Below are 26603 nucleotides of genomic sequence, written 5' to 3' on the forward strand. Positions count from 1 at the left end.
GAGACATAGAAACTAGATGAGATAAAAAGCAATGGTTCCCGTAACAGACGCCCTTAATATCCATATGACAAAATAACAAGGATATCCAATCCTAAAGTAAAAAATATTCGCCGAAATTGAGCTGTTTTCATAAATTAAAATAGAATAAAAAAGTAAAATAATTACACACAACGTACTTTACTTTATGTTCAAAATAATAATAATGACAAAAAATATCAGGATGTATATAACAATAAAGAGTCATATTAAAATGAAGTCGATCATTCTTGTAATTTTGATTGCAAACCTTTTATCGGCTTGTGCATTAGCACCAAAGCTAAAACAGCCAAATGATAGGAACCGTGTGCCTATTAATAAAACAATCCCTGCCGAAATTAAGCGAGGAGACAGATGAAAACAAAACAAGTAAAACCAGTGAAAGCCGAAAAACTTAGCAGTTATTATGAAGAAAGCCGTGGCTTAGAACGTGATCTTATAAATGAATTTATAAGGTCGCGCAGAACGGCATGGCGTGTAGCGAGTACTGTTGGTCTTTTTGGCTTGTTCGGTATGATATGTGGAGTCGTTGGGTTTTCTCAACCAGCTCCAACTCCCTTAGTATTGCGCGTTGATAACACGACGGGTGCGGTTGATGTTATCTCAATCATGCGTGAACACGAGACCAGCTATGGTGAAGTTGTAGATAGATATTGGCTAAACCAATATGTGCTTAACCGTGAAAATTACGACTACGATACCATTCAACTGAACTATGACACAACAGCACTTTTAAGTGCGGCATCTGTTCAACAAGAATATTATAAAATCTATGATGGAGAAAATGCACGGGATAAAGTGCTTTCCAATAAAGCACGTATCACAGTCAAAGTACGATCAATCCAGCTTAATGGACTAGGTCAAGCAACTGTACGTTTTACGACTCAGCAACTTGACAGCAACGGTGCTGCTACTGGACCAAAACAGCACCAGATTGCAACAATTGGTTACACCTATGTCGGTGCACCCATGAAATCATCTGATCGATTGCTTAACCCCCTTGGTTTTCAAATAACAAGTTACCGTTCTGACCCAGAAATACTGTTAAATGATTAAGGAATTGATTGTTATGAAAAAACTTGCGTTCATTGTTCTATTGTCTTCGTTTTCTTCTCTTTATACAGTACCTGTGCAGGCGCTCAAAAGTCCATCAAATTCACAATATGACCACCGCATTCGCTATATAACATATAACGAAGCTGATGTGGTTCAAATTGAAACAGTTCTTGGTGTGGCAACACATATTATTCTTGAAGAAGGTGAACAGTATATCACTCATGCCTTTGGCGATTCTGAAGCCTATGCCTTTGCTCATAAAGGGCGGCATATTTTTATTAAACCAAAAGCAGAACTTGCTAATACCAATCTCATCGTTGTAACTGACAAACGGAGTTACAAATTCCGACTACAATTTCGAAATGACCGTGCGGGATCAACATATGAATTAGCTTTCCATTATCCCGATTCAAATGATGAAAAGTCAGAAGAAAACAACCGGCGCCTTGCGATTGAACGTGGTTTTCACCAAAGCGTCAATGGCTATAATCTCAGTTACACCATGAGCGGTCACCAAGATATTGCTCCGATAAATGCTTGGGACAATGGGCGTATTACTTACTTCAAATTTCCCGCTAACATGGATATGCCATCGATTTATGTCGTAGATGCTGAAGGCAATGAAAGCTTAATACCACGCACCGTTATCGGCAGTTCTAATGATATTATCGCCGTCCATAAGGTCAATCCTAAATGGCTCATACGGCTTGGTAAACGCGCTCTAGCTGTTTTTAATGAAGCCTATGACCCCAATGGCGTACCAAACACAACAGGGACAGTATCTTCGGTGGTTTATCGTATCAATAAAGGAGGAAAATGATGTTTGACAATAAGGAAGGAGAGGGAAAAGGTACAAAACTGGACAACGTCGAGCAAAAACATATTGAAGGTACTTATGGAGGATCGGAACTAGGTTCTGAACGTCGTCCGACAATTCCAGGTACCCGTGCATTGTTAGTGGTAGGACTTATTGTCATAGTAACGATACCGATTGCCTTGACTTGGAAAGCTTTTAAAATGCGTAATACCGTGGAAGTTGAGGAAGAAAACCCACAACAAATAGTACAGCAAATTATACCAAACTACGTCCCTCGGATTATAGAAGAGCCAAAGATTGTAGAAGAAGCAGAAAAACCAGCACAAATTGAAGATTCAAACCTAGATATTCCACCGGCCTTGAGTAAGCTTCTTCAAACAGCCATTCCTCCACACATGCTCCAAGATTCTGAAGAATTAGCACGCAAACGTATGCTCAGTTCTAGCCTTAACAGCGGTGGTAGCGAAGGATCTACAGATACCAATAGTAAAGCATCGAATAATGATAGAGGTAGTGGCGGATTATTTGATAACCTTCAGCCCGTGCGTTTAGGTCAATCACATGCGGCGCAACTTCGTAACCGTGACTTTTTGATTACGCAAGGAACACAAATAGATTGCACGTTAGAAACAAAGATCATTACATCACAACCCGGAATGACGACATGTCATTTAACACGCGATATTTATTCCACAAGTGGTCGTGTTGTTTTGCTTGACCGTGGTTCTAAAGTCGTTGGTTTTTACCAAAGTGGCATACAACAAGGACAAACGCGTGTGTTTGTGCAATGGTCACGCATCGAAACACCTTCTGGTGTTGTTGTCAATCTTGACTCACCTGGCACAGGTCCTCTGGGTGAAGCGGGTATTGGTGGCTGGGTTGACAGACGCTTTTGGGAGAGATTTGGTAGTGCAATTATGGTAAGCATTATCGGTGATTTAGGAGAATGGGTAAAAGGAAAAGTTAGTAAAATCAGCAAAGAAAATAAAGAGAACTCACAAAATAAAGGTAATCAGAATGCTGAATCTATAGCAATCGATGTCCTTCAAAATTCCATCAATATCACACCAACACTTTACAAAAACCAAGGCGAACGAGTAAATATTTTTGTTGCTCGTGATCTGGATTTCAGCGATGTCTACAGTCTTGTCACACGTTAACCCAATACAGAAAGATCAAGCAGTTTTTCAGCTTCTACAACCGCTTGATTGTTTCTTAGAAGATCCATCGATCACTGAATTATCGATTTGCCGCCCCTGCGAAGTATGGACGAAAAGCTTTAAGGGTTGGCAAGTACATAGCGTACCAGAGTTAACAACCAATTTTTTGCAAACGCTCATTACAGCTATTATCGTTTATAACGGTATGGCTCCCAGAAGTATTAATTATGTGCTATTACCTGGTGGACAACGTGGTACAATTATACAAACGCCAGCTGTCGTTGATGGTGCTCTTTCCTTTGTGATTCGTAAACATTCTCTTATAGTTAAGACGTTAGAAGAACTCAAAGAAGAAGGTGCATTTGATGATTTCTCTGATGTAAGTTTTAACAAACCTTCAAAAAAAGAAGCAAATGACTTGTTATCGAAGCAGGACTTCACAAGGTTGGAACCATTTGAAGTTGAACTCTTGCAACATAAACGTGATGGAAAAATTCTTGAATTTTTACAAGAATGTGTCCTTCATAAACGCAACATTATTATTGCAGGCAAGACAGGATCTGGTAAAACAACATTTGCTCGCTCTTTAATTGAAAAGGTCCCTGTAGAGGAGCGTATCATCACAATTGAAGATGTTCATGAGCTTTTTCTACCCAATCATCCCAATCATGTACATATGATTTATGGTAACAATGTAGGCCGTGTTTCAGCTGAAGAATGCCTAGATGCGTGTATGCGTCAGTCGCCCGACCGAATTTTTCTCGCTGAATTGCGAGGTAATGAAGCGTGGGAATATCTCAATTCACTCAACACTGGTCATCCCGGATCGATTACAACGACGCATGCCAACAGCGCTTTGCAGACATTTGAACGATGTGCCACTTTGATTAAAAGATCAGAAGTTGGCCGGCAACTCGAGTTAGAAATGATAAAAATCGTCCTCTATACAACAGTTGACGTCGTGTTGTTTTTTAAAGATAGAAAACTCTCTGAAGTCTTTTACGACCCGATTTTTGCTAAATCAAAAATCGCTTAAGGGGAGCTTCCTCTCTCGATAATATGATGCAAACAAAAAATAGCCGTAACTAATTGTTACGGCTATTTATTTAACTCTTCCTATTCTCTTTGCTTCTCCAATGGATTTTCTACACTCTTCATGAATAAAAGAAGAAAAAAGTTAATAGACAACAACTTTACAAGAAAACCAAATATACATAAGGCTCTCTCTATTCTCTTACCTTTGATCATTTTTTCCATTTATCTTTTGAAAAGGTATGTTTGATGAAAAAAAATAGCTGCGAAATAAATATTTCAAAAAAAGAAAAGAATAAATTTTGATTCGCCTATCAATGAAAGCTTCGTAAAATAGATACTTCGATCATCACAAATAATGATCGTCATCAAGACCAAAACTTATCGTTTAAAAATTCTAAGTGCTATTTTCAAGTGATTAATAAATATGTTTTTTAACCAAAAAATCTCCAGATACGGAAAAGCTTATACGAAATAAACTATCATTTCGATTTAGCATCTATAAACCACTTTCTATTTGGTAATAAAAAGTATAGTTGCATATCAACATCTTCTTCGGACGAAGAAAGATTTTTAACCTCCAGCTGTTCGTAAACAATCAAGTTTCTCTTAAACAAGCTTTGCTAACCATATCACGTGGTTTATATCCCTATCCTAAAGACGATATCCATAGATTACACAAGATAAGCTCTACTCTGAATATTCCTGTTCTCTTTTCTGCGCCTCAAAAAACAAAAACTCCTAAAAGCACAGATCTAAAATCCCACTTCTTAAGATGCATCACATTAATTTATAAAGAGTGTTCATTGTTTTGCATGTTGGATAAAAGATCTTAGTACCGTAAGATTCTCTCATTTTATGTCTCTTGCACATTACAAGTAAATAAAGCCGTATAGAATGAAACTCTATAAAAAAGAACTAAAAATGCCTCTTATAAACCGTCGCAAACGCCAAAAACTGTCGCAACATTGGGAGTTAGCAAAGTGTATAACGGCGCCCAGCTTGTTCTTTTATGAAGTGTGGATATATAGAGATACTCTATAAATTGTATATTGTTCATCGGGACTTTACCATTATACCATCTACAAGCACTGTCGCAAAATGAGCTTGGGAACCTTAAAGAAAGGTTTTTTCAAAACAAGCGCATAAATTGACAAGCCAAGTGTATTTGGTTTGGGGCGTTCTGTTTTGCATAAGGGTTGTGATCTTATTTGTGATCTTTTTAAAGAACGAGAGAAACAAAAGCGTGAAGCAATGCGTAATCTCTATTATTTAAAAGACATTACTCTAGACGCTTTTGAAAGTCATAAAACTGAACTAAAATGGAAACTGGTTTACACCTTTACAGCTTCATATTCCCCCAAAATTAGGAGACTGTATACCGGTTTCAGAGATTATGCCAACAGAGAGATAAGTAATACTCTTAACTCCCATCTGATAGGTAAAAGCTGCAACAGCAAAAGCTCTTTTAGAGAAACAACGCCATAAAGTCATTAATAAACCGACAATGAATTGGAGAAATGTTCTAGATTTTTATCAAGCACTCTGCAAAGCAAAAATAATGATACAACTGGCTTTGCGTCTGCTTATTCTTACAGGTGCTCGTACCCATCTCTTACATCAATTCGTGAAGATCAGATTGAAGAGGATATATAGACAATTCTTGGCTCGAGAATATGAAAGGTCTGCGTGATACTACAGGAGATTTCGCGTGCCCTTATGATCAGAAGCATTAAAAATTTTAAAACAAACACGCTTGTTTTTTCACAATGATTTCTTTTTTCTGTAACCGGTCATGGTCCTTATTAAGGTGAATTTCCTATCACAATATATAAGAGAGATTAGACTAAAAACCTGTCCACGTAGATTTCGCTCTCGTTTACGTAATTGGCTAACAGACTCCACCTATCACACCTCAAAGGACGAAGCCTCTTAACACACAAACTAATATGCAAACAATCCGCCCCTTCGCCTAGCAGATTTCAAACCACTTTAATTACCACATCCTAAATACGATAGTGTTTTATGGCACAACAGAATAAATACCAAAACATAATAAATAAGATCTAAACCTAGAAATCTCTATGTTTTTATAGATAAAAACATATAAAATCAAAACCTCCGAAACTCGTCAAAATATAACATATTTGCTTTGATGATTGAATTCATTCAACTCAAACTAACCTATAAACATCCCTTATTCTACATTCGCAACACGTGTTCTTAGAATTCTCACTACCGTTTTCTAAATTTTTAGAAAAAACTATAAATTTGATATTTTTTAAAACGTCTTATCTGCTCTTTAATGAATTTAAATCTATGATGTTACAATAGTTTTAAATTACTGCCCCTTTAACTGTATGCTCTATCTCTACAATAGATAGGGATTTTTCGTTCTCCATTTTGAGAACTATAAATTTTGTTTTTTAATGCGATTAACAATCCAATCTTTAAAAGAAAAAATATGACCTTTAAATATATAATGATGTTATCAAAAATTCCTAATCCCTGAATATTAGCAATGTTTTCGATATTATAATAAACGTATCGTAAAATGACGAACTGTCATAATGACTACTCCTTTGTATTTCATTTGAATAATTTACATGCGTTATAATATTTGTATCAGCATTTATTTTTTGTGCTCTATTTATACAGAGTTATCTTTTTTATAAAAAATGATTAATTGAATCTGCATTAAAGTGCAAATTCTGATACGAATTTAATAAAAATAAAAACACATGGCATATTGATTTTATTATTTTTATATAGAACGCTATTTAAAGTATCGTCTACCCGAAAGGCTAATGCCTTTATTAAAGGTGATAATAACTATGCTAACCGCCTCATAGAAGCCAATAAATTTTTAGAGATTAAGTTTCGAGAAGCACGAAAAACACGCACAATTTTCTATTTTTCTTTTTACTGTTCGTTAATCGGTCAATTTTCAAAGTAATATTCAACTATGAGTTTTCTGCTCAGCCATTGCAAGGATTGCTCCTACAAGGATTGGTTAGTTTTTAGAGATTACTGCGCTTTTAGAATGATTATAGCTACTGCGCCCCCATAAGCAGCCAATCTTCTTTTAGAGATTTAATTGCTAAAAGGAGATACAATTTTCTACCTTGCGCTTTATTTTCATCAATCAGTAAATTTTCAAAGGCGGCGTTCAACCATGAGTTTTTTAATTTCAGCAATCGCTTTCGCTGGATTTAATCCCTTTGGACAAGTTTGCGCACAATTCATAATCGTATGGCACCGATAAAGGCGGAAAGGATCTTCTAAATTATCAAGACGTTCACCACACATCTCATCACGTGAATCCGCAATCCAGCGATAAGCTTGAAGCAAAACAGCGGGGCCCAAATAACGATCACCGTTCCACCAATAACTTGGACATGAAGTCTGACAACACGCACACAAAATACACTCATAAAGGCCATCGATTTTTTGGCGATCGGAGTGACTTTGTAACCATTCTTTTGCAGGTTCAGGAGAAACTGTTTGCAACCAAGGCTCAATGACTCGATGTTGCGCATAAAAGCGCTTCAAGTCAGGAACCAAGTCTTTAACAACCGGCATGGAAGGCAAAGGATAGACTTTAATGGGGTGTTTTACATCATCCATTCCTTTGGTACAAGCCAATGTATTGGTTCCATCAATATTCATCGCACATGAACCACAGATGCCTTCACGGCAAGATCGACGAAGTGTCAAAGTTGGATCAATATGGTTTTTAATAAACAAAAGCCCATCAAGAATCATTGGACCACAAGCAGAACGATCCACATAATAAGTATCCAGACGAGGATTATTCTCATCATCAGGCGACCAACGGTAAACATGAAATTCTGTCAGTTTTGTCGCACCTTCAGGTTTAGGCCAAACCTTCCCCGGTTTTACTTGAGAGTTTTTGGGAAGCTTAATTTGTACCATAATTCGTGTCTCCCCTTAATAAACCCGTTTTTTAGGTGCAATGCGCTTTAAATCGATCCCACCATCAGCTTCAGATGTTAACGGATCCACATGGACAGGTCGATATGATAACGTCACCTTACCCTCTTTTGACAAATGTGAAAGCGTATGTTTACGCCAGTTTTTATCATCACGCTCTGGATAATCTTCACGAGCATGAGCGCCACGGCTTTCTAAACGGGCTTGTGCAGAATGAACAGTCGTGATTGCATTCGCCATGAGATTTTCAAGCTCTAATGTTTCAACCAAATCAGAATTCCATATCAGAGAACGATCTGTGACTTTGAGGTCAGACAATTCCCCCCAGATTTTATTCATCCGTTGACATCCTTGTTGCAAAGAATCTTCTGTACGGAACACTGCCGCATCTTCTTGCATCGTGCGTTGCATTTTTTCACGCAATAGAGCTGTCGGTATCGCCCCTTGTGCAAAACGTAAACGATCAAAACGCCCTATAATTTCGTCAACAGCTTCTTCATTGATGGGTGGAATTTCTGCATTCCGATCAATAACTTCACCCGCGCGAATGGCAGCAGCACGACCAAACACCACCAGATCAATTAATGAATTTGACCCTAAGCGATTAGCTCCATGAACAGAAGCACATCCTGCTTCTCCTACCGCCATCAGCCCTGGTTGAATACGATCAGGCGAATCAGCCGTTGGGTTGAGAACTTCCCCGTAGTAATTGGTAGGAATCCCACCCATATTATAATGAACCGTTGGCAAGATGGGGATAGGCTCTTTTGTTACATCCACACCTGCAAAAATCCGTGCTGATTCCGAAATTCCCGGTAAACGTTCGTGCAAGATTGCAGGATCAATATGATTGAGAACCAAATGAATATGGTCCTTCTTAGGTCCAACGCCACGTCCTTCACGAATTTCAAGTGTGATACAACGTGAAACCAAGTCACGTGAAGCCAAATCCTTAAAGGAGGGTGCATAGCGCTCCATAAAGCGTTCACCTTCAGAATTGATTAAATAGCCTCCTTCACCACGAGCTCCTTCTGTAATTAAGCAGCCAGAACCGTAAATCCCTGTAGGATGAAATTGTACAAACTCCATATCCTGAAGTGGCAATCTAGCGCGTGCGATCATTCCACCACCATCACCCGTACAGGTATGCGCCGATGTCGCGGAAAAATAAGCTCGTCCATAACCACCAGTTGCAAGAACAACCATTTTGGCAGAAAAACGATGTATTGTACCATCATCGAGATTCCATGCCACAACCCCCGTACAAACCCCATCCGTCATGATGAGATCGAGTGCAAAATATTCAATAAAAAATTGCGCATTATGCTTTAAGCTTTGTCCATAAAGCGTATGCAAAATGGCATGGCCTGTACGATCAGCTGCTGCACAAGTACGCTGAACAGGTGGACCTTCACCAAATTGTGTCGTATGTCCACCAAAAGGACGTTGATAAATTTTGCCTTCTTGCGTCCGCGAAAAAGGAACGCCATAATGTTCTAATTCGTAGACAGCAGCAGGTGCATTACGCACCAAATACTCCATTGCATCGGTATCACCCAACCAATCAGAACCTTTCACGGTATCATATAAATGCCACTGCCAATTGTCAGGTCCCATATTTGAAAGCGATGCAGCAATCCCCCCTTGTGCTGCAACCGTGTGCGAGCGAGTTGGAAAAACCTTCGTGATACAAGCTGTCTTTAATCCTTGTTCCGCCATACCAAGCGTTGCACGTAATCCTGCACCACCTGCCCCAACAACAACAACATCAAATTTATGATCTACAGTGCGATAAGGGGCGTTACCTGCTTTAGCGCCCAGAGATGATCCTGTACCCGCCATACTTGTTTAACCCCCTAATGCAATTTTCAAAAGAGAAAAAATAATGATACCACCTATGAGAAAACAAAATGAAATATTTAACGTCAAAAAGAATATCCGGAAACCTTCACGTGGAATATAATCTTCAATCACCACCTGCATACCAAGTTTCATATAATAAAGGACCGAAAAAGTCATCAATCCCATCAAAATAGCAACAATAGGATGTGCAAGTCTTGCACGCACAATGCTATAGTCCTTTCCCACAAGCGAAAGAATAAGAACAATAAAAAATATCAAAAGTGGTAGATTGATAAACCCTGTCAAACGTTCTAGCCAAAAATGCTCTGTTCCTTCATGAGCACTCCCACGCCCCCGTACTTTCCCAAGTTCCGTTCGAAAATCTTTTTTCATATCTCTTTTCACCCCCAGCTAAACAACGGTATATCCAATAATCCAAATCGCAAAAGTAACAATAAGAGAAATAAACACTGTCGCCCAAGCAGTGACTGTTGCCTTTTCTTTTGCCAAAAGGCAAGGCTTCAGATCCCAAACAATGTGGCGAACACCACCAACCATGTGATGAACCCCTGCCAAAGTATAAAGAAACAAGATACACAATCCAAACCAAGAACTATAAATCTCGTGAACCGTTCTGAATGCCTCTTCCCCACACGCAATAGCAATTAACCAAACAGCAAGAAAGACCATTCCAACATAAAGTACCATACCCGTAATGCGGTGTGCAATGGACATAGCCATAGTAATTGTCCAACGATAAATACTTATATGAGGGGAACGAGGGCGCTCTTTTATCCTAGTTGTCTCTGTCATAAAATATCCTGACCTGGTTTTTACTGCAACCGCAATGAACGAGAAAAACCGCATAAAACGACTAAATATATTATCTCGTTTTCACTTGTTTGGCATCTCAAGATACCAATATTACAGGTCGGTTGTCTCAAATAACGGATTAAAGGTCACGCATAAAAAAACCGATTACTCCACGGATATGATCCGCAAAACTTGCTTTAATCTAATACAATTTTATCTTCACGTCAAAGGTCTAACATCTTTTCTCAAATATAAAATAGGAATTTTTCCAGATTAAACTTATCTTTTTGAGGATCCACGATATATGCAATGATATCTTAAATTGACCCCATGATTAAGAATAAAAAGAGGCAAAAATTGATAGATTAAACATTTTTATGTCTCCTCCAAGCCTTTTAAAAGACAAAACGAATCACGAAAGACACAAATAAGCGGCATAAAAGCCGCTTTTGCATAAAGTTTAGCCGATATAATCTCTACTCAGCAACTTGCTTTTCAACATCTATGCTTACAGCTGCTGCTTCTACTTTCTCAACAACCTTTTCAGCTTTTTTCCGATAATCTCTCTTTTCAGCGATACGCGCAGCTTTACCTCTCAAACCACGAAGATAATAGAGTTTTGCACGGCGCACTTTACCACGGCGCACCAGCTCAACACCTTCGATCAACGGAGAATAAACAGGAAATACCCGTTCCACCCCTTCACCATAAGAAATCTTGCGTACTGTAAAGGTCTCATTCAACCCACCGCCGGAACGCGCAATACAAACACCTTCGTAAGCCTGAACACGCGTTCGCGTACCTTCCGTCACACGCACCATGACACGGACTGTATCTCCTGGCTGAAAGGCTGGAAATTGTCGCTTTTCTTCAATTTTTGCACATTGTTCAGCTTCAAGTTGTGCGATAATATTCATTTCTTTTATCCTTCATGTTCTTTATCGAACAGTCAGAGCGCTCAACTCTTACCAAAAAAGCCTTTATTAAGAATAAGAAGCTCTTTAGGCTATGCCTTACACAGGAGCGAATACACCATTCCTTCATTTTAATTTTGGAACTACAGAAAACCTTTTATAAAAAACTCTCTAAAAAGAGAGCCATGCAATACACCACCTTATCATATGAATCAAGTTTTCTGATGATTTTTATCATAACGCGCATAAAGATCAGGGCGACGTTGACGTGTTAACAATTCGGCTTGCCTTTGACGCCAATCTGCGATCGCTTTGTGATGACCTGAGAGCAACACAGGCGGGATACCCCGCCCTTCGAAAAGAGAAGGACGTGTATATTGCGGATGTTCCAGTAAGCCATTTTCAAAACTTTCACACTTTGCAGAAGCTGCATTCCCCATCACTCCAGGAAGAAGACGTATAACAGCATCTAAGATAACCAATGCGGCTGTTTCACCCCCTGAAAGAATATAATCACCAATAGAGACTTCTTCTAATTCTCGTGCTTCTATGACTCGCTCATCAACTCCTTCAAAACGTCCACAAACTAACGTTACACCCGTATCACGAGCCAAGCTATGCGCGTAAGCTTGGTCAAAAGGGCGCCCACGTGGACTCATCAACAATCTTGGCGAATCCTGTGGACAACAGTCAAGAGCAGCCGCCAATACATCCGCCCGCATTACCATACCAGCCCCCCCACCAGCAGGTGTATCATCAACGCTATGGTGTTTATCCATAGCAAAATCCCTAATCTGTACTGTCTCCAGTGACCAAATTCCGCGCTCTAAAGCTTGCCCTGCTAAAGAATACCCTAAAAAACCAGGAAACATTTCAGGATAAAGGGTTAAAACGCGCGCCTGAAACTTCATTTTATTTCTCATCCTTATTTTCTTAAACAGACTCTTAATAGCAAAAATAGCACAAACAAAATATTTAACGCTATAACGTTAAATTGAATCTCCTTGATATGCGCTTTATTCAATACGATCCTTCTAAATACTTGCACTAAAAAAAGACTCTAAAAATTCAGGACTGTCTCGAGATAAAGTGCTTACAATATCTGCTCAAAAGTGCATTTTTAATATTTCCACACTTTCCACTTTTTATTGACGAAATTAATCGGTTATTTTTTACCTTCATCTTTATTTTTAGATTCAAGCTATTTCCTTTTTATCATTGTCTCCCCCATCACTTAAACCAGCTGCCATGGGATCAACAACAAGAAAACCAGAATCCATACAAATTTCTGGTACCGCCACCTTACTAAAGGGAATAAGAACTCTTTTACCCGTATTCAAACGTATTTCAAGCAAATCACCAGCCCCGAAATTAAAGAAACCACACACTTCCCCCAAGACTTTTCCCCCACAGTCTTGAACACGAAAGCCTATTAAATCAACTTGATAAAACTCATCCTCATCCAGATCATCAATTAATTGATCACGCATCACATAAAGGCGAATACCTTTTAAAGACTCAGCAACATTACGATTTTCTACCCCTTTAAAACGTACAATCGCCTTATTTTTTTGTATGCGAAGAGTTACAATTTCATAAGAACGCCCCATATCATCATAAAGAGTGCTGTAAAACTTGAAACGCTGTGGCTCAGCACTTAGAATTTTAACAAAAACATCTCCTTTTATACCATGAGGCATACCAATAATGGCAAGATAGACTTTATTTTTAAGCTTTTCTTTATTATACTTCATGCGAAAATATTATCTCTCAAAAATGAACCCTTCAATCTTATAGTTTTCTATTCAATCTTGTTGCCATATGAGACAATCTTCTAAAAGACCTTTCTTGGTAACAAAAAACAAATTAATAAAGGAGAAAGTCTTATGGCAAATATTATGCTATTTTACAAAGATATCACACCAATCAACAAAGTTTCCCATAAAAATCTAAAATTTGCTCCTCCAAGTGATATGTCTTTTGCCAAGGATACTCACTGGGTTCCTTTAGCAAGTACTGAATATTTTCAAGCAGCACTAGACTATCCTATTTTATTTATGTGCGCCGAAGATGAACAAAAAAAACGGCACTACACATCCGCGGCTCTTGTCGGTCTTTCTAATGACGAAAATGACTATATCGCTTCTGATAAAAGTTGGAAAACCAATACTTATGTCCCTGCTTTTGTCCGTCGCTATCCTTTTGTTCTGGCGCAAATTAGCAATGAAAAAGAACTTTCTGTTTGCTTTGATCAACAGTCAGGTATGTTTAATGAAGTTGCAGGAACAGAACTTTTTAATTCCGACGGCTCTATTTCTCCTTTTATGGAAGAACGTATTCGTTTTCTTGAAAGTTTTAAAATAGCCATGGAAAAAACCTCTGAGTTTATTGATGCTCTTGTGGAAATGGATCTTCTAAGCCAAAAATCCATCAATGTGAAAAACGATAAAGGTCTCTCAGCGCAGTTAGAACATTTTTGGGTTGTTGATGAAGAAAAATTGAATAAATTATCAGCAAGCCAACTTGCCAAACTTCATAAAAATGGCTTTTTAGGATTAATTTTTGCGCATTTGATGTCAACACACAATCTCTTAAAAATACTCTCTCTCAAAGGTGAAAAGCAGCTTATCAATCGTGAAGAGCAACCCCAAAACAAGAATGGTCATTCTAACGATGAAAAATCTAAAAAGAAAGAAACTCTCAACTAGATAATGCCTATCAAAAACGACAAGAGAAAAGATAAAAATATTCCTCTCATTCCAGCAGACCATGCAATTTTAAACGCAAGGAAAAATTGGTTAGAGTGTCTCGTCCAAACACGTCGTATGTCGGCACAAACAGTGCAAGCCTATGAACGTGATACGCGGCAATTTTTGTCTTTTCTCTGTCAACACTTAAGCCATATACCAACCCTTACAGATCTTGCTCATTTACGCATCAGTGACTTGCGTGCTTATCTTGCTTATCGGCGTACAAACAATGTAAGTGCTCGCTCTTTAAGCCGCGGAGTGGCAGGCATCCGTTCTTTTTTCAAGTACCTATCACGCGAAGGTATAGTCAATGTTCCCTCGGCTCAACTTATCCGAAGCCCCAAACACCCAAGATCGCTCCCAAAACCTTTAGCGATCAAATCAGCACTTCACATAGTCAAACAAGAAAACCAGCTAGAAAATGAACCTTGGATTAGCGCTCGTAATGCGGCTGTCCTCATGCTTCTCTATGGCTGTGGAATGCGAATATCAGAAGCCTTAAGTCTCACACCAGAACAATTTTCTGATCCTAAAAAAACAAGTTTATTTATCACAGGAAAAGGCGGAAAAACACGCCTTGTTCCTCTCATCAAAATTGTTTACGAAGCTGTACAAGATTATCTCAAATGTTGCCCATATCCTTTAAGAGATAACCAACCCATATTTCGCGGAGCGCGAGGCGGTCCCCTACAACCGGCCATTATTCAGAAAACTGTACGCAACTTACGAGCAAGTCTTGGTTTACCAGAAACTGCAACGCCTCACACACTGCGCCATTCTTTTGCCACCCATCTTTTATCACGGGGAGGAGATTTGCGCACGATTCAAGAACTTCTTGGGCACGCTAGTCTTTCCACCACACAAATCTATACCCATGTCGATACAGACCATTTGTTAAAAATTTATCAAAAGGCCCATCCCCGTTCCTAAAAACGTCTCATCAAAAAATTAGAGTGTTTCAACCTCAAGTGCCAAAGCATGGACACAAGTAGCTAACTCTTCTTGTAAAACTTTATAAATCGCTCGATGTATTTCTACGCGTGTCATATTGGAAAAAGAAGAAGATAAAATTTTCACTCGAAAATGTGTTTCTCCTTTACCATCAAAAGCATGTTCATTATGAGGATGCCCCTCATGAAGATGACTTTCGTTAATCACTTCAAGCTTTTGCGGATGAAAAGCATCCTGAAGCTTTCTCTTGATTATTGTTTCTATAAACATTTTTCATTCCTCAAACAAAATGAACGTGCAAAAATACACCTTTTTCATAATAAAATTAAGTGTGAAAACAAATTTTTCAAAAGTCAATTCTTGTAAAATTAATCAATTTTGCATAAACCAAGAATATGACAATAACATCTAAATTATTCGATTCAATTCGCATAAGCTCAAATAAAAAACAAAAAGCTGAGCCAGAAGCGCAACAGTGCCAGTGGGAAGGTTGTGAAAAAACAGGATCCCATAAAGCACCAGCAGGTCGAAATCACGAAGGACAATATTTATATTTTTGTATTGAACACGTACGCGCCTATAATAAAAATTTTAATTACTTCTCTGGTCTTAGCAATAAAGATATCGCAAAATTTCAAAAGGATGCTCTTACAGGACATCGTCCGACATGGCCTACAGATCTAAGCAATGGTACAACGAAAAAAACAGCTGCTAATTATGCAAAGATTCGCTCTGGAACAGCTGCCTATCAAAATCGCATGCGCGATCCCTTCACGCTTTTTACGGAGCGGCATTCAAGCAATAACTTCTCACGAAAATTAAAGCCCTTAGAAGCAAAAGCTTTTGATACACTGGGACTACAGGCAAACGCTTCAGCAGAAGACATCAAAATGAAATATAAAGAGTTGGTAAAAAAGCACCATCCTGATTCCAATGGTGGTAATCGTGCCTCAGAAGAGCGCTTTCGTGATGTTTTACATGCTTATAATTTGCTAAAAAAGTCTGGTTTGTGCTAAAAATACGCGCTTATATGAGCCTATTTTCATTTAGACCACCATTATTTGCGCAAGATATTATTTTTTTTCAAAACATTATAGAATACGCAAAAAATCTTCCTTCAATATCTAAGGCTCTCATTATAGAGCATTGCATAAATACTCTAACTCTTGTATCGTTTCCAATGAATAAATAGCGTCCTCTCCCTTCCAGAAACACAATGACAAATCTTACCGTTGAAAATTTGCCCGATATTACACTTTTTGCTCGCGATCTATTTCATATTGAAACAGATCTGAAAGTTCCTGCTTTTAGCACAAAAACCCCCCATGTCCCTGATATTGATCCTGATTATCTTTTTGATCAGCAAACAACTTTAGCGATTCTCGCAGGTTTTACCTTTAACCGTCGTGTAATGGTTTCTGGCTATCACGGTACAGGGAAATCAACACATATTGAACAAGTTGCTGCACGCCTCAACTGGCCTTGTGTCCGAATTAATCTCGATAGTCATGTAAGTCGTATCGATCTTGTAGGAAAAGACGCTATCGTTTTAAAAGATGGCTTACAAATCACTGAATTTAAAGAAGGCATTTTGCCATGGGCTTATCAAAATAATGTTGCTCTTGTTTTCGACGAATATGACGCGGGGCGTCCCGATGTTATGTTTGTCATCCAACGCGTTCTTGAAACCTCTGGAAAATTAAGCTTACTTGATCAAAGCCGTGTCATCTCTCCACATCCAGCCTTTCGTCTTTTTGCAACAGCAAACACCATTGGTCTTGGTGATACAACCGGTCTCTATCATGGTACCCAACAGATCAATCAAGCTCAAATGGACCGTTGGTCTATTGTTACAATACTCAATTATTTACCCCATGATAAAGAAGTTAATATCATTTGTTCAAAGGTCAAATCCTTTCAAACGACTGAAGGAAAAAAGATAATTTCACAAATGGTTCATGTTGCTGATATGGTACGCCAATCTTTTATCAATGGAGATCTTTCAACTGTCATGAGTCCACGTACCGTCATTACTTGGGCAGAAAATACAACAATTTTTCAAGATGTCGGCTTTGCCTTCCGATTAACCTTTCTCAATAAATGTGATGAACTCGAACGTGCCACTGTTGCAGAATTTTATCAACGCGCCTTTGGACAAGAGCTTCCCGAATCACTCATTCATGGTGTTTCGCCTTAAGGAATCTGTCACTCATGGCTACCGATATTGGCGACAACAAAAATCTGGCAAAGGACTCTTCCAACAACACTCTTAATGCTGAAGCGTTTAAAAAAGCACTTTCCACCTGTATGCGTGCAATTGCAGGCACAAAAAACCTTGAAGTTTCCTTTAGTCATAACCGACCATCTTTAAGCGAAAGTTGTGCGCGTTTACCAGAATTATCTCAATACGCAACGAATAAAGACATCACCATTACCCGCGGATTAGGTGATTCCATGGCTCTACGCAAAGCATGGCATGATAACCGCATTCACATGCAATTTTCTCCACTAGAATCAGAAGCACGTGCTGTCTTTGATGCCTTAGAACAAACACGTGTTGAAGCAATTGGTACTTTAGCCATGGAGGGGCTTGCAAAAAATCTTGATGTCATGCTCGCCGATAAATACAAAAGAGCCCATTATCATAAGATTAGCAACCAAAGTGAAGCCCCCATCCAAGAAGCGATTGCACTTTTATTGCGTGAAAAAATAACAAAGCGCACAGCTCCAAGAGAAGCAGGTCCTGTCTTAGAATTGTGGCGTCAAGAACTCGAACAAAAAGCAGCAGCAGAACTCGATGAACTCACTCATCATATTTACAACCAACAAACTTTTGCACAGATTGTTCGCCAAATGCTTGCTACACTCAAAATGACAGTGCAACAAGCTGAAGCTTCTAACAGTGAAAACAATAAAAAATTAAAAAACGAATGTGAACCTCAAGACCAAGAAGAAGAAGAGAGTAAAAACAAAAAACACGCTCAAAGTGAAGAACAAACCAGCACTGAACAAGAAAGTGATGTGCAAGACGACGGAAAAACACAAGCGACACAATCAAACAACAATGATCAAGCTGACGGCGAACAAAAAAATGAACCTTGGCAAGAAAAGCCAAGAAGAGCCAAACGCCTTTTTTCCGATTCGGAACAAATGGAAAGACTTGGTGATTATAAAATCTTCACCCGTCAATTTGATGAAATTTTGGAAGCAACAGATTTTTGTTCTGAAAACGAGTTAGATCACTTACGCCGTTATCTTGATAAGCAAATCAATCATCTTCAAAACATCGTTGGCCGTTTAGCAAACCGTCTCCAGCGCCGCTTGATGGCGCAACAAAATCGCAACTGGAGCTTTGACCTTGAAGAAGGGTATCTTGATACAGCACGGCTTCCACGTCTAATTATTGATCCCATGCAACCCCTTTCTTTTAAAATGGAAAGCAACACCAAATTTCGGGACACGGTTGTTTCACTTCTCATTGATAATTCTGGCTCAATGCGCGGACGCCCCATTAGCGTTGCCGCAAGCTGTGCTGATATTTTGGCACAAACTCTTGAACGTTGTGCTGTCAAAGTTGAAATTTTAGGTTTTACCACTAAAACGTGGAAAGGAGGAAAATCGCGAGAACAATGGCTTACCCAAAACAAATCCCACAATCCTGGACGCCTCAATGATTTATGCCATATCATCTATAAAAGTGCTGATACCCCATGGCGTCGCGCACGACGCAATTTAGGTTTGATGATGCAAGAAGGATTATTAAAAGAAAATATCGACGGAGAAGCTTTAATTTGGGCTCATCAACGTCTTTTATCGCGGCGTGAACAACGTCGTATCCTCATGGTCATTTCTGATGGTGCTCCTGTTGATGATTCGACACTATCGGTCAACTCCAGCAATTATCTAGAAAAACACTTACGCGCAGTGATTCAAGAAATCCAAACACACTCCCCCATCGAACTCATTGCCATTGGAATTGGTCATGACGTCACACGTTATTATCAACGTGCTGTAACAATTATGAATGCTGAAGAACTCGCCGACGCCATAACAAAACAATTAGAAATACTTTTTAGTGATAAAAAGCCTCATATTCATAAGAAATAAACTTACCTTGAAACAGCCAACAATTACATCTTAAAAAATTATCTCCATCATTAAACCATCGGCATTAAACCATCGGAATTTGATGACTAACAACCTGAGAAGATAATCCCACAAACTGAATATCGAACTTTAAAGAAGCTTCTACTTTACTGGATGCATTATGAATTCTAAAAGAAATGCTCCAACCATCTTCAAAAATTATAATAAGTTTGTTTTTACTTTCTGGTTTTAGTGCAACTGATAAAATTTTGCTTGGAATTTTCCATTTACGACCATATCCCAGAGTGCCATTCAAATTAAAAGACTGAATAATAACCCGTTTTTGTTTAGATCTTGTATCTATCATAATCTTATAAAAATCATAAGAACCTATAACATACTGAAACAATAGCTTCACAAATTTATCTTGATAATCTAAACAAAGCCTTTGAAGTTCTTTAGAAAAAGCTTCTAGGATTGGAAGATAAACTCTGCTGTCTTTATCCTCTATATCTCTAAAGAACATCTTCTTATCTCTAAGCTCTGCTAAATAATCAAAAATAGGCCTAACTTCATTGAAATAAACGCTGCTACAAGAATAACCCGTCCATTCTTTACCAAAATCTATTTTACCAGAAAGGCGAGGATGTTTGATAGCGCTATGATTATGTTTTGCAGAAATACCAATAGGATTTTCAGGAACTTTTAAAATAATATCACGGACATCTCCTTTGATCCCAACAAAATCTTCCTAAAGAACAAAAGTTTTCGTGTTTCTAATATTTTTATCATGTAACTGTAAAAAAACGGCTGCTTCAATAGAAGCAAGATTTAAAAGCCTTTTTTTCAGTATTATTAAATAAATTATAAAAAGACACCGCTATTTGAAAAGACGAGTTAAACTCTATAGAAGCCTTTGTTGCTTTTTTAAAACCCATAGCCAAAGCATATTCAAAGGCTTTTCCATTTTCTTACCTGTTTCATGCAATTTCCTAAAGATCCTTACTCAAAATTACGAGTTCATTTGATTTTTTATTGTTTCCCATACCGTCAGTCCATTCAGGATTAAGTATTGTATGTCCTTTATAAAGTTCTCTAATTTCCAGACAATCATTATAAGATAAAACCCATCTGTGATGCTTTCTCAAAAGTTCAGCAAGAGCTTGATGATCAAAAGGATGATGTTTATCGCCTTTGTGACCGTAAAGTTTTTGATTAATAAGGTACGGAGGATCACAATAAAGAAAATCGTTAGAGTGTTTAGGAATACTTTCTGTAAAATCTCTGTGTTCCACTATGAAGTTTTCAATCTTAAAATCTTTAAGTCGTTCAATAGAACGATAATTGAATCGGGGGTGTCCTGGAGACATACCGCCAGAAAGTATTGTTCCGGAAAAAGAAGAACGATTAAGAGTAAGAAAAAACAGCAGTAATCTCTAATTGATTTTTAATATTCCCAAAAGTTTTTTGGAGATTATAAAACATTACGGGAGTCATATCTTCATATTCTCTTACTTTTTCTGCAAGAGCTGAAGCAGCTTTCAAAAGCATCTGCCAAAAAATAACAAGCGGCTTAAAAGCATCATAAGCATAAACCCTTGTTCCTCTTTTTGCTAAGGTTAATTCAATTGAACCGCCTCCTACAAAAGGAGAACATAAAGTTTTCTGTTTCCTTATATAGTTATTAATAATCATAGGAACAGCACGACTTTTCCCTCCCGGATAACGAAGAGGTGATTTTACAATAGGCAACTCCCTAGTCTCTCTCTGTTTTTTCAAGGAATTTAATACAAAATTATCAAATAAAGCCTCTGTATGATCTGTTTGATTTATCATTTTATTCATACTATCAGCTCCAAGTATCGCATTTTCTAACCTACAATTGTCTAAAATAAATACTCGAAGCGTTTGCCAAATTCTACAGAGATCGCATTATAACAAATTGTAAATTCATTAACATATCTGCACAAACATTTGTTACTAAAATAATGATAAATACCAGTATAACCCAATTTTAAAACTGTCAAAAAGGACTTGATACCATTGGTATTTATTTTTCTATTTATATACTACCCAAATGTATATCGAAATGTTTTTTCCTTTATAAGAACCAAGTTTCTTATAACTCAAATAATCATAAGTAAGAAATCACAATTCTTAACAAGACATTTTTGATCCTTTATAAGAGCTTGATTATCTGTTTTTAATACTGATAAGATGCTCTTATCTCATACTGAATCAGTCAAAAGCACTTCCTTACACATCATAAGCATAAATGATGTATGGATAAATACAACTTGAGAAAAGAATCAAAATCCCTTTTTTGAATCTACTCAAATTCTGTTCGCAGAAGCATAACGCACAACCTTCTCTTCTTTAGCAAAACAAAAAAACAAAGATCATTATTTGTTACAAACAAAAGAAGAATCATTCTTTGAATGACTTTGATAAAGAGGAAGCTTTACAATATTAAGAATTGTTCCATAGGGAATCAACATAAACAGGCTCATAATAATTTTTACCGAAAAATCACCAAAAGCAAGCGAGAGCCAAACTGGCATGCCTACTCCTCCCAAAACAGTACTCTCCACCAGTGAACTATCAGCGTACCCTGTTATCTTATCAAGAACAGCAAAAGAGCTAGAAAAAGCAAGAGCAAAAAACAGCATTGTATCCAAAGCCGAACCAACCAACGCTGCTGCTAAAGGGGCTTTCCACCATGTTTTACGTCGTAAAGGAGTAAAAACAACAATATCAAGGAGCTGTCCAAATAAAAATGCAAAACTAGAAGCAAGGGCAAGCCGTGGCGTCGCCAATATCCAAGAAACAAAGACCCCCGCAAAAAAACCAGCATAAACCACACGCCGCGCAGCAGATGGACCATAAAAACGATTGGTCAAATCATTGATCAGAAAAGCAAATGGATAGGTAAAAGCCCCATAAGTCAACAGCTCATTTAAATCAAACCAATAAACAGGATATTGAACAAAAATATTAGAAGCAGTGACAGCAAGGCACATTGCTAAAATAGAAAAAACAATATACCTTTTCTTTTGCTGTTCTCGTAAAAGACTGCTTGAGGGCATTTTTTAAACCTAGGATACGGAACCAATAAAATAAAACGATCAACCTGCAAAAAACTTAACGTCTAGAACAGAAAACCGGAATAAAAGCGTCAATAAACAAAAAAGAATGACGATAGCAATTACGCTGCTTGTTCAGCCTTTTGCTCACCTTCTTGCTCAGCTTTTTTCTTAATGATTTGTCGTTTTAGCAAACGCGCACGTTGCGACAACTCTTTATCGTCTGCTTTGACCAAAAAACCATCAAGTCCACCACGATGCTCAACAGAACGCAACGCACTTGCTGAAATGCGCAAGCGGTAACTTTGCTGTAACACTTCTGAAATCAATGTCACATTGCAAAGATTTGGTAAAAAACGACGCCGAGTCTTATTATTTGCATGGCTAACATTATTACCATACAGAACCGTCTTCCCTGTCAATTCACATGCACGAGACATAAACTTCACCCTTAAACTCTAAGAAACTTTCAAATTCCCATACCCAAAAGACACAATGAACGCAAAACACGCACAATGCAACCTTGAACGGGCATCATTGGGAAGTTTCTTTCTAATAGGGGGTCGACAACAAAAGGTCAAGTCTTTTATAAAACCTTTTTCATCTCTTACGGGCTCATTCTTCATCTTTTTTCTCAATTAAGGCGTGCAAATTCTGCCAAAAAGCGTACAAAATGTTTTTTTTAAATACATACCATGTTAGAATAAAAGCCTATTGTCCCGAAAGGAAGCATAAATCATGAGCAAAAAAGAGCCCCCCATGACAAAGCTTCAGGGAAATTCTTGCTGTTTTTCTTCTTTTTTGTTTGGGACTTTATGTATTTGTTTTTTTCTTCTCTTTAGCGCATTAGGTATATGGCAAGTACAACGGTTAAACTGGAAAACAAATCTTATCACCAGTGCCAATCAGCGCATTCATTTGCCCCCCATAAAAGCCCCCCTAAAAAATCAATGGTCAGATATTACTTTTGAAAAAAATGAATATCAACCTGTTGTTATAACAGGAAAATTTTTAACAGACAAAAATATTTTAGTCACTGCAGCCGCTCAAAATACTACAGGCTATTGGGTTTTGACTCCTTTACAGACTACTGATAATGCACTAATCTTTATCAACCGTGGCTTTATCCCCATGGATGAACGTAACAATTTTCAAAACCCAGAGCAATCGCATAAAAATGCCTCATCTCAGCAAAATTCTACCACGGACACAGAACAAACAACGATTATAGGTTTATTACGCATGAGTGAAAAAAATGGTTTTTTCCCGCGTAAAAATAATCCGGACAAAAATTTATGGTATACGCGCGATCTCCCCGCTATGGCACAAAAACTTGGTTTGTCCACTGTTGCCCCTTATTTCATTGATGCCAGAAAAACATCTCCACAAGCAAACCTTCCCGTCGTTGGTCTTACGATTATCCATTTTCGAAATAATCATCTCGTTTATGCAATCACGTGGTTTATTTTAGCTGCTGGTGTGTTAGGAGCTTTTCTTTTTCTGCTACGGCAAGAAAACTAAAAAAGATCTCTTCTATCTCAAGTGATAAAGAGAATAGAATCTACTAACTTGCGCCTTTGTTAAATAAAGATCATAGGCATACAATGGATCTTTATACCATCCACAAAAGATTTACGCGACACTCTTTAAAAAACCATCGTAAAACGAGGGATGATTCATTAAAAATGTAATGCCCAAAAATGTGAAACAACGCATTATCTCCACTCTTAAAAAAATTCATTCTAAAAAAACATTGTCATAAAAGCTTTTGAAAAACATAAAGCCAAATTTAAAAATGATAGGAAAGATAGGCACTCATTTTTGCTTTTATAATTTTATATTCTTGCTTCATTAGATTGTTTCCCATCTCAGAGATTACTCCAACTGATATACGCAATACTTTCGCCTTCATCTAGTATAAAAGCTAATATAGCAGAGAATATACGGATGCATTTTTTGTTTCAAAACTGCTATGAAGATGAGATGTTGAGTTATAAGCAACAAAAAAACATTTAATGTCTCAATGAGACTTTACACCCACCACCACACCTCAAATGAGAGTGTTTTTACAGGATAATAAAAAAGATGAGTCATCCTATATTCTAAAAAGACAGTTTATCCTTTCAGTGTATTTTGCTAAAGGCTTATGCTATAAATGTATAAGCGTGTTTTACTAGAATTTTAACTCTTTAATTTTTAAGGCTTCTGTTATGGGTGTTGTTGCCAAAAATTTTCCCATACCTGATCTTCATCGGGTTCGTCGTGTTCTCTTTTCTGTGTCTGATAAAACGGGTGTGGTTGCTTTTGCACAAACCCTCCATGCTACTTACAATGTTGAATTAATCTCAACAGGAGGAACAGCCAAAACCCTCATAGCGGCTGGTTTACCCGTAAAAGATGTTGCTGAAGTTACTGGATTTCCTGAAATAATGGATGGGCGTGTAAAAACACTCCATCCTTTGATTCATGGTGCTTTGTTAGGGGTAAGAGAAGATCCTAGCCATAGAGAAGCTATGGAAAAGAACAGCATTCATGGAATTGATCTTTTGGTGGTGAATCTTTATCCTTTTGAAGAGACGATCCTATCGGGAGCCGATGGACAAACGATTCTTGAAAATATTGATATCGGTGGACCGGCGATGATTCGCGCCGCGGCAAAAAATTATGCTTATACCGGTGTTGTAACAGCGATAAAAGATTATGATTCGATTCTAGCTGAATTAAAGCAGCATAATGGGTGTTTAAGCTTATCTGTGCGTCATCAGCTAGCAATGCGCGCTTATGCACACACGGCTGCTTATGATACGGCAATAGCATCGTGGTTTGCACGGGATTTAAAAATTGAAACTCCATCGTGGCAGAGTTTTTCTGGTCATCTTGAAAGTGTTATGCGCTATGGAGAAAATCCACATCAACAGGCAGCATTTTATCGCAATAATGAAAAACGTTTTGGTATTGCAACAGCAAAACTTTTACAAGGCAAAGCGCTTTCTTATAACAATCTGAATGATACAGACGCAGCCTTTGAACTTGTGGCAGAATTTGATCCGCAAAAAACCGCTGCTGTCGCTCTTATTAAACATGCCAATCCTTGTGGTGTTGCGGAAGGAGAAAATTTGAAAGAAGCTTATTTGAAAGCTCTTATGTGTGATAATGTATCGGCATTTGGTGGAATTGTTGCTTTAAATCAACCCCTTGATGAGGAATGTGCTGAAGAGATTGTTAAAATTTTCACAGAAGTGATTATTGCTCCTGATGCCACAATGGCGGCACGTGAAATTATTGCCAAGAAAAAAAATCTTCGTTTGCTCATTACAGGTGGAGTTCCTGATCCACGCTGTGCAGGACTTCTTGCGAAAACACTTGCAGGAGGCATTTTAGTGCAATCGCGTGATAACGTAGTGGTTGATGATCTTAAATTGCAAGTAGTGACAAAGCGGGCACCAACTCAAGATGAAATGCGTGATCTTCAATTTGCTTTTCGTGTAGCAAAACACGTTAAATCAAATGCTATTGTATACGCGAAAAATAGCGCAACAGTTGGAATTGGAGCCGGACAAATGAGCCGCATCGATTCAGCAAAAATTGCTGCAAGTAAAGCAGCAGAAAGTGCCCAAAGAGCAGGCTTAACAGAAACTCTCACAAAAGGATCGGTTGTTGCATCAGATGCATTTTTTCCTTTTGCAGATGGTTTATTAGCAGCAGCTGAAGCAGGAGCAACAGCAGTTATTCAACCAGGAGGCTCCATGCGTGATGAAGAAGTTATCACGGCTGCTGATGCGCAGGGTTTAGCGATGGTTTTTACAGGAACACGACACTTCCGCCATTAATAATTTTACTAATTTCCTCTTCATATGAGACAAATGTTTCAAGGAACTGTTCATAATCATCATATGACTATTGATAACTGTTGAAATGGAAGCAGTTATTCAATCCAAAGAATCTACTCGTGAAGAAGTTTATCACCACAGAAAATGCACATAATTTAATCATTATTTAGGGATAGGATATTGTCGTTGTTAATATTTTTAATGGTTTCCCTTTCACATGAGCAAAATGTTAAAAGGGTATTATTTTGTATGTAGATGCATACCTGTTATGATATTATA

Annotated in this window: 25 protein-coding genes and 1 pseudogene; 12 read left to right on the top strand and 14 right to left on the bottom strand. The window is 38.0% G+C overall.

Translation table 11 applies throughout. The features are described 5' to 3' along the window. Positions 1–250: 250 nt before the first annotated feature. Genes ACFIKJ_RS00005 through virB11 form a run of 5 tightly spaced genes read left to right on the top strand, consistent with a single transcriptional unit; the run spans position 251 to position 4105 of the window. Complete coding sequence (locus ACFIKJ_RS00005; protein WP_273791747.1) at positions 251–394, top strand: TrwH protein; 144 nt, start codon at positions 251–253, stop codon at positions 392–394. Then, complete coding sequence (locus tag ACFIKJ_RS00010; protein ID WP_375651692.1) at positions 391–1092, top strand: virB8 family protein; 702 nt, start codon at positions 391–393, stop codon at positions 1090–1092. Before ACFIKJ_RS00005 ends, ACFIKJ_RS00010 begins: the two co-directional genes overlap by 4 nt. A 13-nt stretch (positions 1093–1105) precedes the next feature. After that, a complete protein-coding gene (virB9, locus tag ACFIKJ_RS00015) occupies positions 1106–1912 on the top strand; it encodes a P-type conjugative transfer protein VirB9 (protein ID WP_375625983.1) in 807 nt (268 codons plus the stop codon). Further along, positions 1912–3069, top strand: coding sequence for a type IV secretion system protein VirB10 (gene virB10 / locus ACFIKJ_RS00020; protein WP_375625985.1), 1158 nt, complete (start codon positions 1912–1914; stop codon positions 3067–3069). The genes virB9 and virB10 overlap by 1 nt, the downstream gene beginning before the upstream one ends. Then, the gene (virB11, locus tag ACFIKJ_RS00025; protein ID WP_375625987.1) at positions 3044–4105 is read left to right on the top strand and encodes a P-type DNA transfer ATPase VirB11; all 1062 of its coding nucleotides are present in this window, start codon (positions 3044–3046) and stop codon (positions 4103–4105) included. Before virB10 ends, virB11 begins: the two co-directional genes overlap by 26 nt. A gap of 3152 nt (positions 4106–7257) precedes the next feature. Here the strand turns inward: virB11 and ACFIKJ_RS00030 are convergent. The 7 genes from ACFIKJ_RS00030 to rimM form a co-directional block, all read right to left on the bottom strand. Continuing rightward, complete coding sequence (locus ACFIKJ_RS00030) at positions 7258–8037, bottom strand: succinate dehydrogenase iron-sulfur subunit (protein ID WP_273723297.1); 780 nt, start codon at positions 8035–8037, stop codon at positions 7258–7260. Positions 8038–8052: 15 nt separating this feature from the next. Then, the gene (sdhA, locus tag ACFIKJ_RS00035) at positions 8053–9897 is read right to left on the bottom strand and encodes a succinate dehydrogenase flavoprotein subunit (protein WP_375670127.1); all 1845 of its coding nucleotides are present in this window, start codon (positions 9895–9897) and stop codon (positions 8053–8055) included. Positions 9898–9903: 6 nt separating this feature from the next. Continuing rightward, positions 9904–10290 carry a succinate dehydrogenase, hydrophobic membrane anchor protein gene (gene sdhD / locus ACFIKJ_RS00040; protein WP_375625992.1) on the bottom strand — a complete coding sequence of 129 codons (387 nt, stop codon included), beginning with the start codon at positions 10288–10290 and terminating at the stop codon, positions 9904–9906. A gap of 18 nt (positions 10291–10308) precedes the next feature. Beyond that, on the bottom strand, positions 10309–10710 hold the full coding sequence (sdhC, locus tag ACFIKJ_RS00045; RefSeq protein WP_375625994.1) for a succinate dehydrogenase, cytochrome b556 subunit: 402 nt from the start codon (positions 10708–10710) through the stop codon (positions 10309–10311). Between the two features lie 476 nt (positions 10711–11186). Beyond that, complete coding sequence (gene rplS, locus ACFIKJ_RS00050) at positions 11187–11627, bottom strand: 50S ribosomal protein L19 (protein WP_375648235.1); 441 nt, start codon at positions 11625–11627, stop codon at positions 11187–11189. A gap of 209 nt (positions 11628–11836) precedes the next feature. Continuing rightward, positions 11837–12535: a tRNA (guanosine(37)-N1)-methyltransferase TrmD gene (gene trmD / locus ACFIKJ_RS00055; protein ID WP_375626287.1), complete on the bottom strand. Its 699-nt coding sequence runs from the start codon at positions 12533–12535 to the stop codon at positions 11837–11839. Positions 12536–12820: 285 nt separating this feature from the next. Continuing rightward, positions 12821–13378, bottom strand: coding sequence for a ribosome maturation factor RimM (rimM, locus tag ACFIKJ_RS00060; protein ID WP_375625997.1), 558 nt, complete (start codon positions 13376–13378; stop codon positions 12821–12823). Positions 13379–13510: 132 nt separating this feature from the next. Between rimM and ACFIKJ_RS00065 the strand changes: the two genes are divergently transcribed. Continuing rightward, the gene (locus ACFIKJ_RS00065) at positions 13511–14332 is read left to right on the top strand and encodes a SapC family protein (protein ID WP_015857041.1); all 822 of its coding nucleotides are present in this window, start codon (positions 13511–13513) and stop codon (positions 14330–14332) included. Between the two features lie 3 nt (positions 14333–14335). Beyond that, positions 14336–15304, top strand: a complete 969-nt coding sequence (locus ACFIKJ_RS00070) for a tyrosine recombinase XerC (protein ID WP_375670128.1) — start codon at positions 14336–14338, stop codon at positions 15302–15304. An 18-nt stretch (positions 15305–15322) separates the two neighbouring features. Here the strand turns inward: ACFIKJ_RS00070 and ACFIKJ_RS00075 are convergent, their stop codons facing one another. Beyond that, positions 15323–15595, bottom strand: a complete 273-nt coding sequence (locus ACFIKJ_RS00075) for a BolA family transcriptional regulator (RefSeq protein WP_015857043.1) — start codon at positions 15593–15595, stop codon at positions 15323–15325. A gap of 125 nt (positions 15596–15720) precedes the next feature. Here ACFIKJ_RS00075 and ACFIKJ_RS00080 point away from each other — a divergent pair, with 125 nt between their 5' ends. The 3 genes from ACFIKJ_RS00080 (at position 15721) to cobT (ending at position 19432) form a co-directional block, all read left to right on the top strand. Next, positions 15721–16341, top strand: coding sequence for a J domain-containing protein (locus tag ACFIKJ_RS00080; protein ID WP_375626002.1), 621 nt, complete (start codon positions 15721–15723; stop codon positions 16339–16341). A 200-nt stretch (positions 16342–16541) separates the two neighbouring features. Next, positions 16542–17522, top strand: a complete 981-nt coding sequence (gene cobS / locus ACFIKJ_RS00085; RefSeq protein ID WP_375670129.1) for a cobaltochelatase subunit CobS — start codon at positions 16542–16544, stop codon at positions 17520–17522. 14 nt (positions 17523–17536) lie between these two features. Beyond that, positions 17537–19432, top strand: coding sequence for a cobaltochelatase subunit CobT (gene cobT, locus ACFIKJ_RS00090; RefSeq protein WP_375653503.1), 1896 nt, complete (start codon positions 17537–17539; stop codon positions 19430–19432). Positions 19433–19496: 64 nt separating this feature from the next. On the opposite strand, the pseudogene ACFIKJ_RS00095 reads toward cobT, so the two are convergent. From ACFIKJ_RS00095 to rpmB, 6 genes and pseudogenes are all read right to left on the bottom strand, one after another. Then, positions 19497–20150: pseudogene (locus tag ACFIKJ_RS00095) on the bottom strand (HaeIII family restriction endonuclease); the annotation flags it as partial. A gap of 253 nt (positions 20151–20403) precedes the next feature. Then, positions 20404–20781 (bottom strand): DNA adenine methylase, encoded by a 378-nt coding sequence (locus tag ACFIKJ_RS00100; protein ID WP_375653501.1) that lies wholly within the window; start codon positions 20779–20781, stop codon positions 20404–20406. A gap of 37 nt (positions 20782–20818) precedes the next feature. Beyond that, the gene (locus ACFIKJ_RS00105) at positions 20819–21256 is read right to left on the bottom strand and encodes a DNA adenine methylase (RefSeq protein ID WP_375626318.1); all 438 of its coding nucleotides are present in this window, start codon (positions 21254–21256) and stop codon (positions 20819–20821) included. A 41-nt stretch (positions 21257–21297) separates the two neighbouring features. Continuing rightward, a complete protein-coding gene (locus ACFIKJ_RS00110; protein WP_375626350.1) occupies positions 21298–21477 on the bottom strand; it encodes a transposase in 180 nt (59 codons plus the stop codon). A 336-nt stretch (positions 21478–21813) separates the two neighbouring features. Further along, positions 21814–22497 carry a VUT family protein gene (locus ACFIKJ_RS00115; RefSeq protein ID WP_375651684.1) on the bottom strand — a complete coding sequence of 228 codons (684 nt, stop codon included), beginning with the start codon at positions 22495–22497 and terminating at the stop codon, positions 21814–21816. A gap of 119 nt (positions 22498–22616) precedes the next feature. Next, positions 22617–22934: a 50S ribosomal protein L28 gene (rpmB, locus tag ACFIKJ_RS00120; protein WP_273787609.1), complete on the bottom strand. Its 318-nt coding sequence runs from the start codon at positions 22932–22934 to the stop codon at positions 22617–22619. 298 nt (positions 22935–23232) lie between these two features. Here rpmB and ACFIKJ_RS00125 point away from each other — a divergent pair, with 298 nt between their 5' ends. Both ACFIKJ_RS00125 and purH read left to right on the top strand, forming a co-directional pair. Continuing rightward, complete coding sequence (locus ACFIKJ_RS00125) at positions 23233–24015, top strand: SURF1 family protein (RefSeq protein WP_375653498.1); 783 nt, start codon at positions 23233–23235, stop codon at positions 24013–24015. 689 nt (positions 24016–24704) lie between these two features. Beyond that, positions 24705–26324, top strand: coding sequence for a bifunctional phosphoribosylaminoimidazolecarboxamide formyltransferase/IMP cyclohydrolase (purH, locus tag ACFIKJ_RS00130; protein ID WP_375653496.1), 1620 nt, complete (start codon positions 24705–24707; stop codon positions 26322–26324). Positions 26325–26603: the final 279 nt, after the last annotated feature.

Source organism: Bartonella sp. PS7NMGDW, assembly GCF_042193585.1.
Lineage (GTDB): Bacteria > Pseudomonadota > Alphaproteobacteria > Rhizobiales > Rhizobiaceae > Bartonella > Bartonella grahamii.

Bases quoted from the DNA above. Each gene is read 5' to 3' on its own strand.
- ACFIKJ_RS00005 (WP_273791747.1), top strand. From the start codon at position 251: ATGAAGTCGATCATTCTTGTAATTTTGATTGCAAACCTTTTATCGGCT.
- ACFIKJ_RS00010 (WP_375651692.1), top strand. From the start codon at position 391: ATGAAAACAAAACAAGTAAAACCAGTGAAAGCCGAAAAACTTAGCAGT.
- virB9 (WP_375625983.1), top strand. From the start codon at position 1,106: ATGAAAAAACTTGCGTTCATTGTTCTATTGTCTTCGTTTTCTTCTCTT.
- virB10 (WP_375625985.1), top strand. From the start codon at position 1,912: ATGTTTGACAATAAGGAAGGAGAGGGAAAAGGTACAAAACTGGACAAC.
- virB11 (WP_375625987.1), top strand. From the start codon at position 3,044: ATGTCTACAGTCTTGTCACACGTTAACCCAATACAGAAAGATCAAGCA.
- ACFIKJ_RS00030 (WP_273723297.1), bottom strand. From the start codon at position 8,037: ATGGTACAAATTAAGCTTCCCAAAAACTCTCAAGTAAAACCGGGGAAG.
- sdhA (WP_375670127.1), bottom strand. From the start codon at position 9,897: ATGGCGGGTACAGGATCATCTCTGGGCGCTAAAGCAGGTAACGCCCCT.
- sdhD (WP_375625992.1), bottom strand. From the start codon at position 10,290: ATGAAAAAAGATTTTCGAACGGAACTTGGGAAAGTACGGGGGCGTGGG.
- sdhC (WP_375625994.1), bottom strand. From the start codon at position 10,710: ATGACAGAGACAACTAGGATAAAAGAGCGCCCTCGTTCCCCTCATATA.
- rplS (WP_375648235.1), bottom strand. From the start codon at position 11,627: ATGAATATTATCGCACAACTTGAAGCTGAACAATGTGCAAAAATTGAA.
- trmD (WP_375626287.1), bottom strand. From the start codon at position 12,535: ATGAAGTTTCAGGCGCGCGTTTTAACCCTTTATCCTGAAATGTTTCCT.
- rimM (WP_375625997.1), bottom strand. From the start codon at position 13,378: ATGAAGTATAATAAAGAAAAGCTTAAAAATAAAGTCTATCTTGCCATT.
- ACFIKJ_RS00065 (WP_015857041.1), top strand. From the start codon at position 13,511: ATGGCAAATATTATGCTATTTTACAAAGATATCACACCAATCAACAAA.
- ACFIKJ_RS00070 (WP_375670128.1), top strand. From the start codon at position 14,336: ATGCCTATCAAAAACGACAAGAGAAAAGATAAAAATATTCCTCTCATT.
- ACFIKJ_RS00075 (WP_015857043.1), bottom strand. From the start codon at position 15,595: ATGTTTATAGAAACAATAATCAAGAGAAAGCTTCAGGATGCTTTTCAT.
- ACFIKJ_RS00080 (WP_375626002.1), top strand. From the start codon at position 15,721: ATGACAATAACATCTAAATTATTCGATTCAATTCGCATAAGCTCAAAT.
- cobS (WP_375670129.1), top strand. From the start codon at position 16,542: ATGACAAATCTTACCGTTGAAAATTTGCCCGATATTACACTTTTTGCT.
- cobT (WP_375653503.1), top strand. From the start codon at position 17,537: ATGGCTACCGATATTGGCGACAACAAAAATCTGGCAAAGGACTCTTCC.
- ACFIKJ_RS00100 (WP_375653501.1), bottom strand. From the start codon at position 20,781: ATGTCTCCAGGACACCCCCGATTCAATTATCGTTCTATTGAACGACTT.
- ACFIKJ_RS00105 (WP_375626318.1), bottom strand. From the start codon at position 21,256: ATGAATAAAATGATAAATCAAACAGATCATACAGAGGCTTTATTTGAT.
- ACFIKJ_RS00115 (WP_375651684.1), bottom strand. From the start codon at position 22,497: ATGCCCTCAAGCAGTCTTTTACGAGAACAGCAAAAGAAAAGGTATATT.
- rpmB (WP_273787609.1), bottom strand. From the start codon at position 22,934: ATGTCTCGTGCATGTGAATTGACAGGGAAGACGGTTCTGTATGGTAAT.
- ACFIKJ_RS00125 (WP_375653498.1), top strand. From the start codon at position 23,233: ATGAGCAAAAAAGAGCCCCCCATGACAAAGCTTCAGGGAAATTCTTGC.
- purH (WP_375653496.1), top strand. From the start codon at position 24,705: ATGGGTGTTGTTGCCAAAAATTTTCCCATACCTGATCTTCATCGGGTT.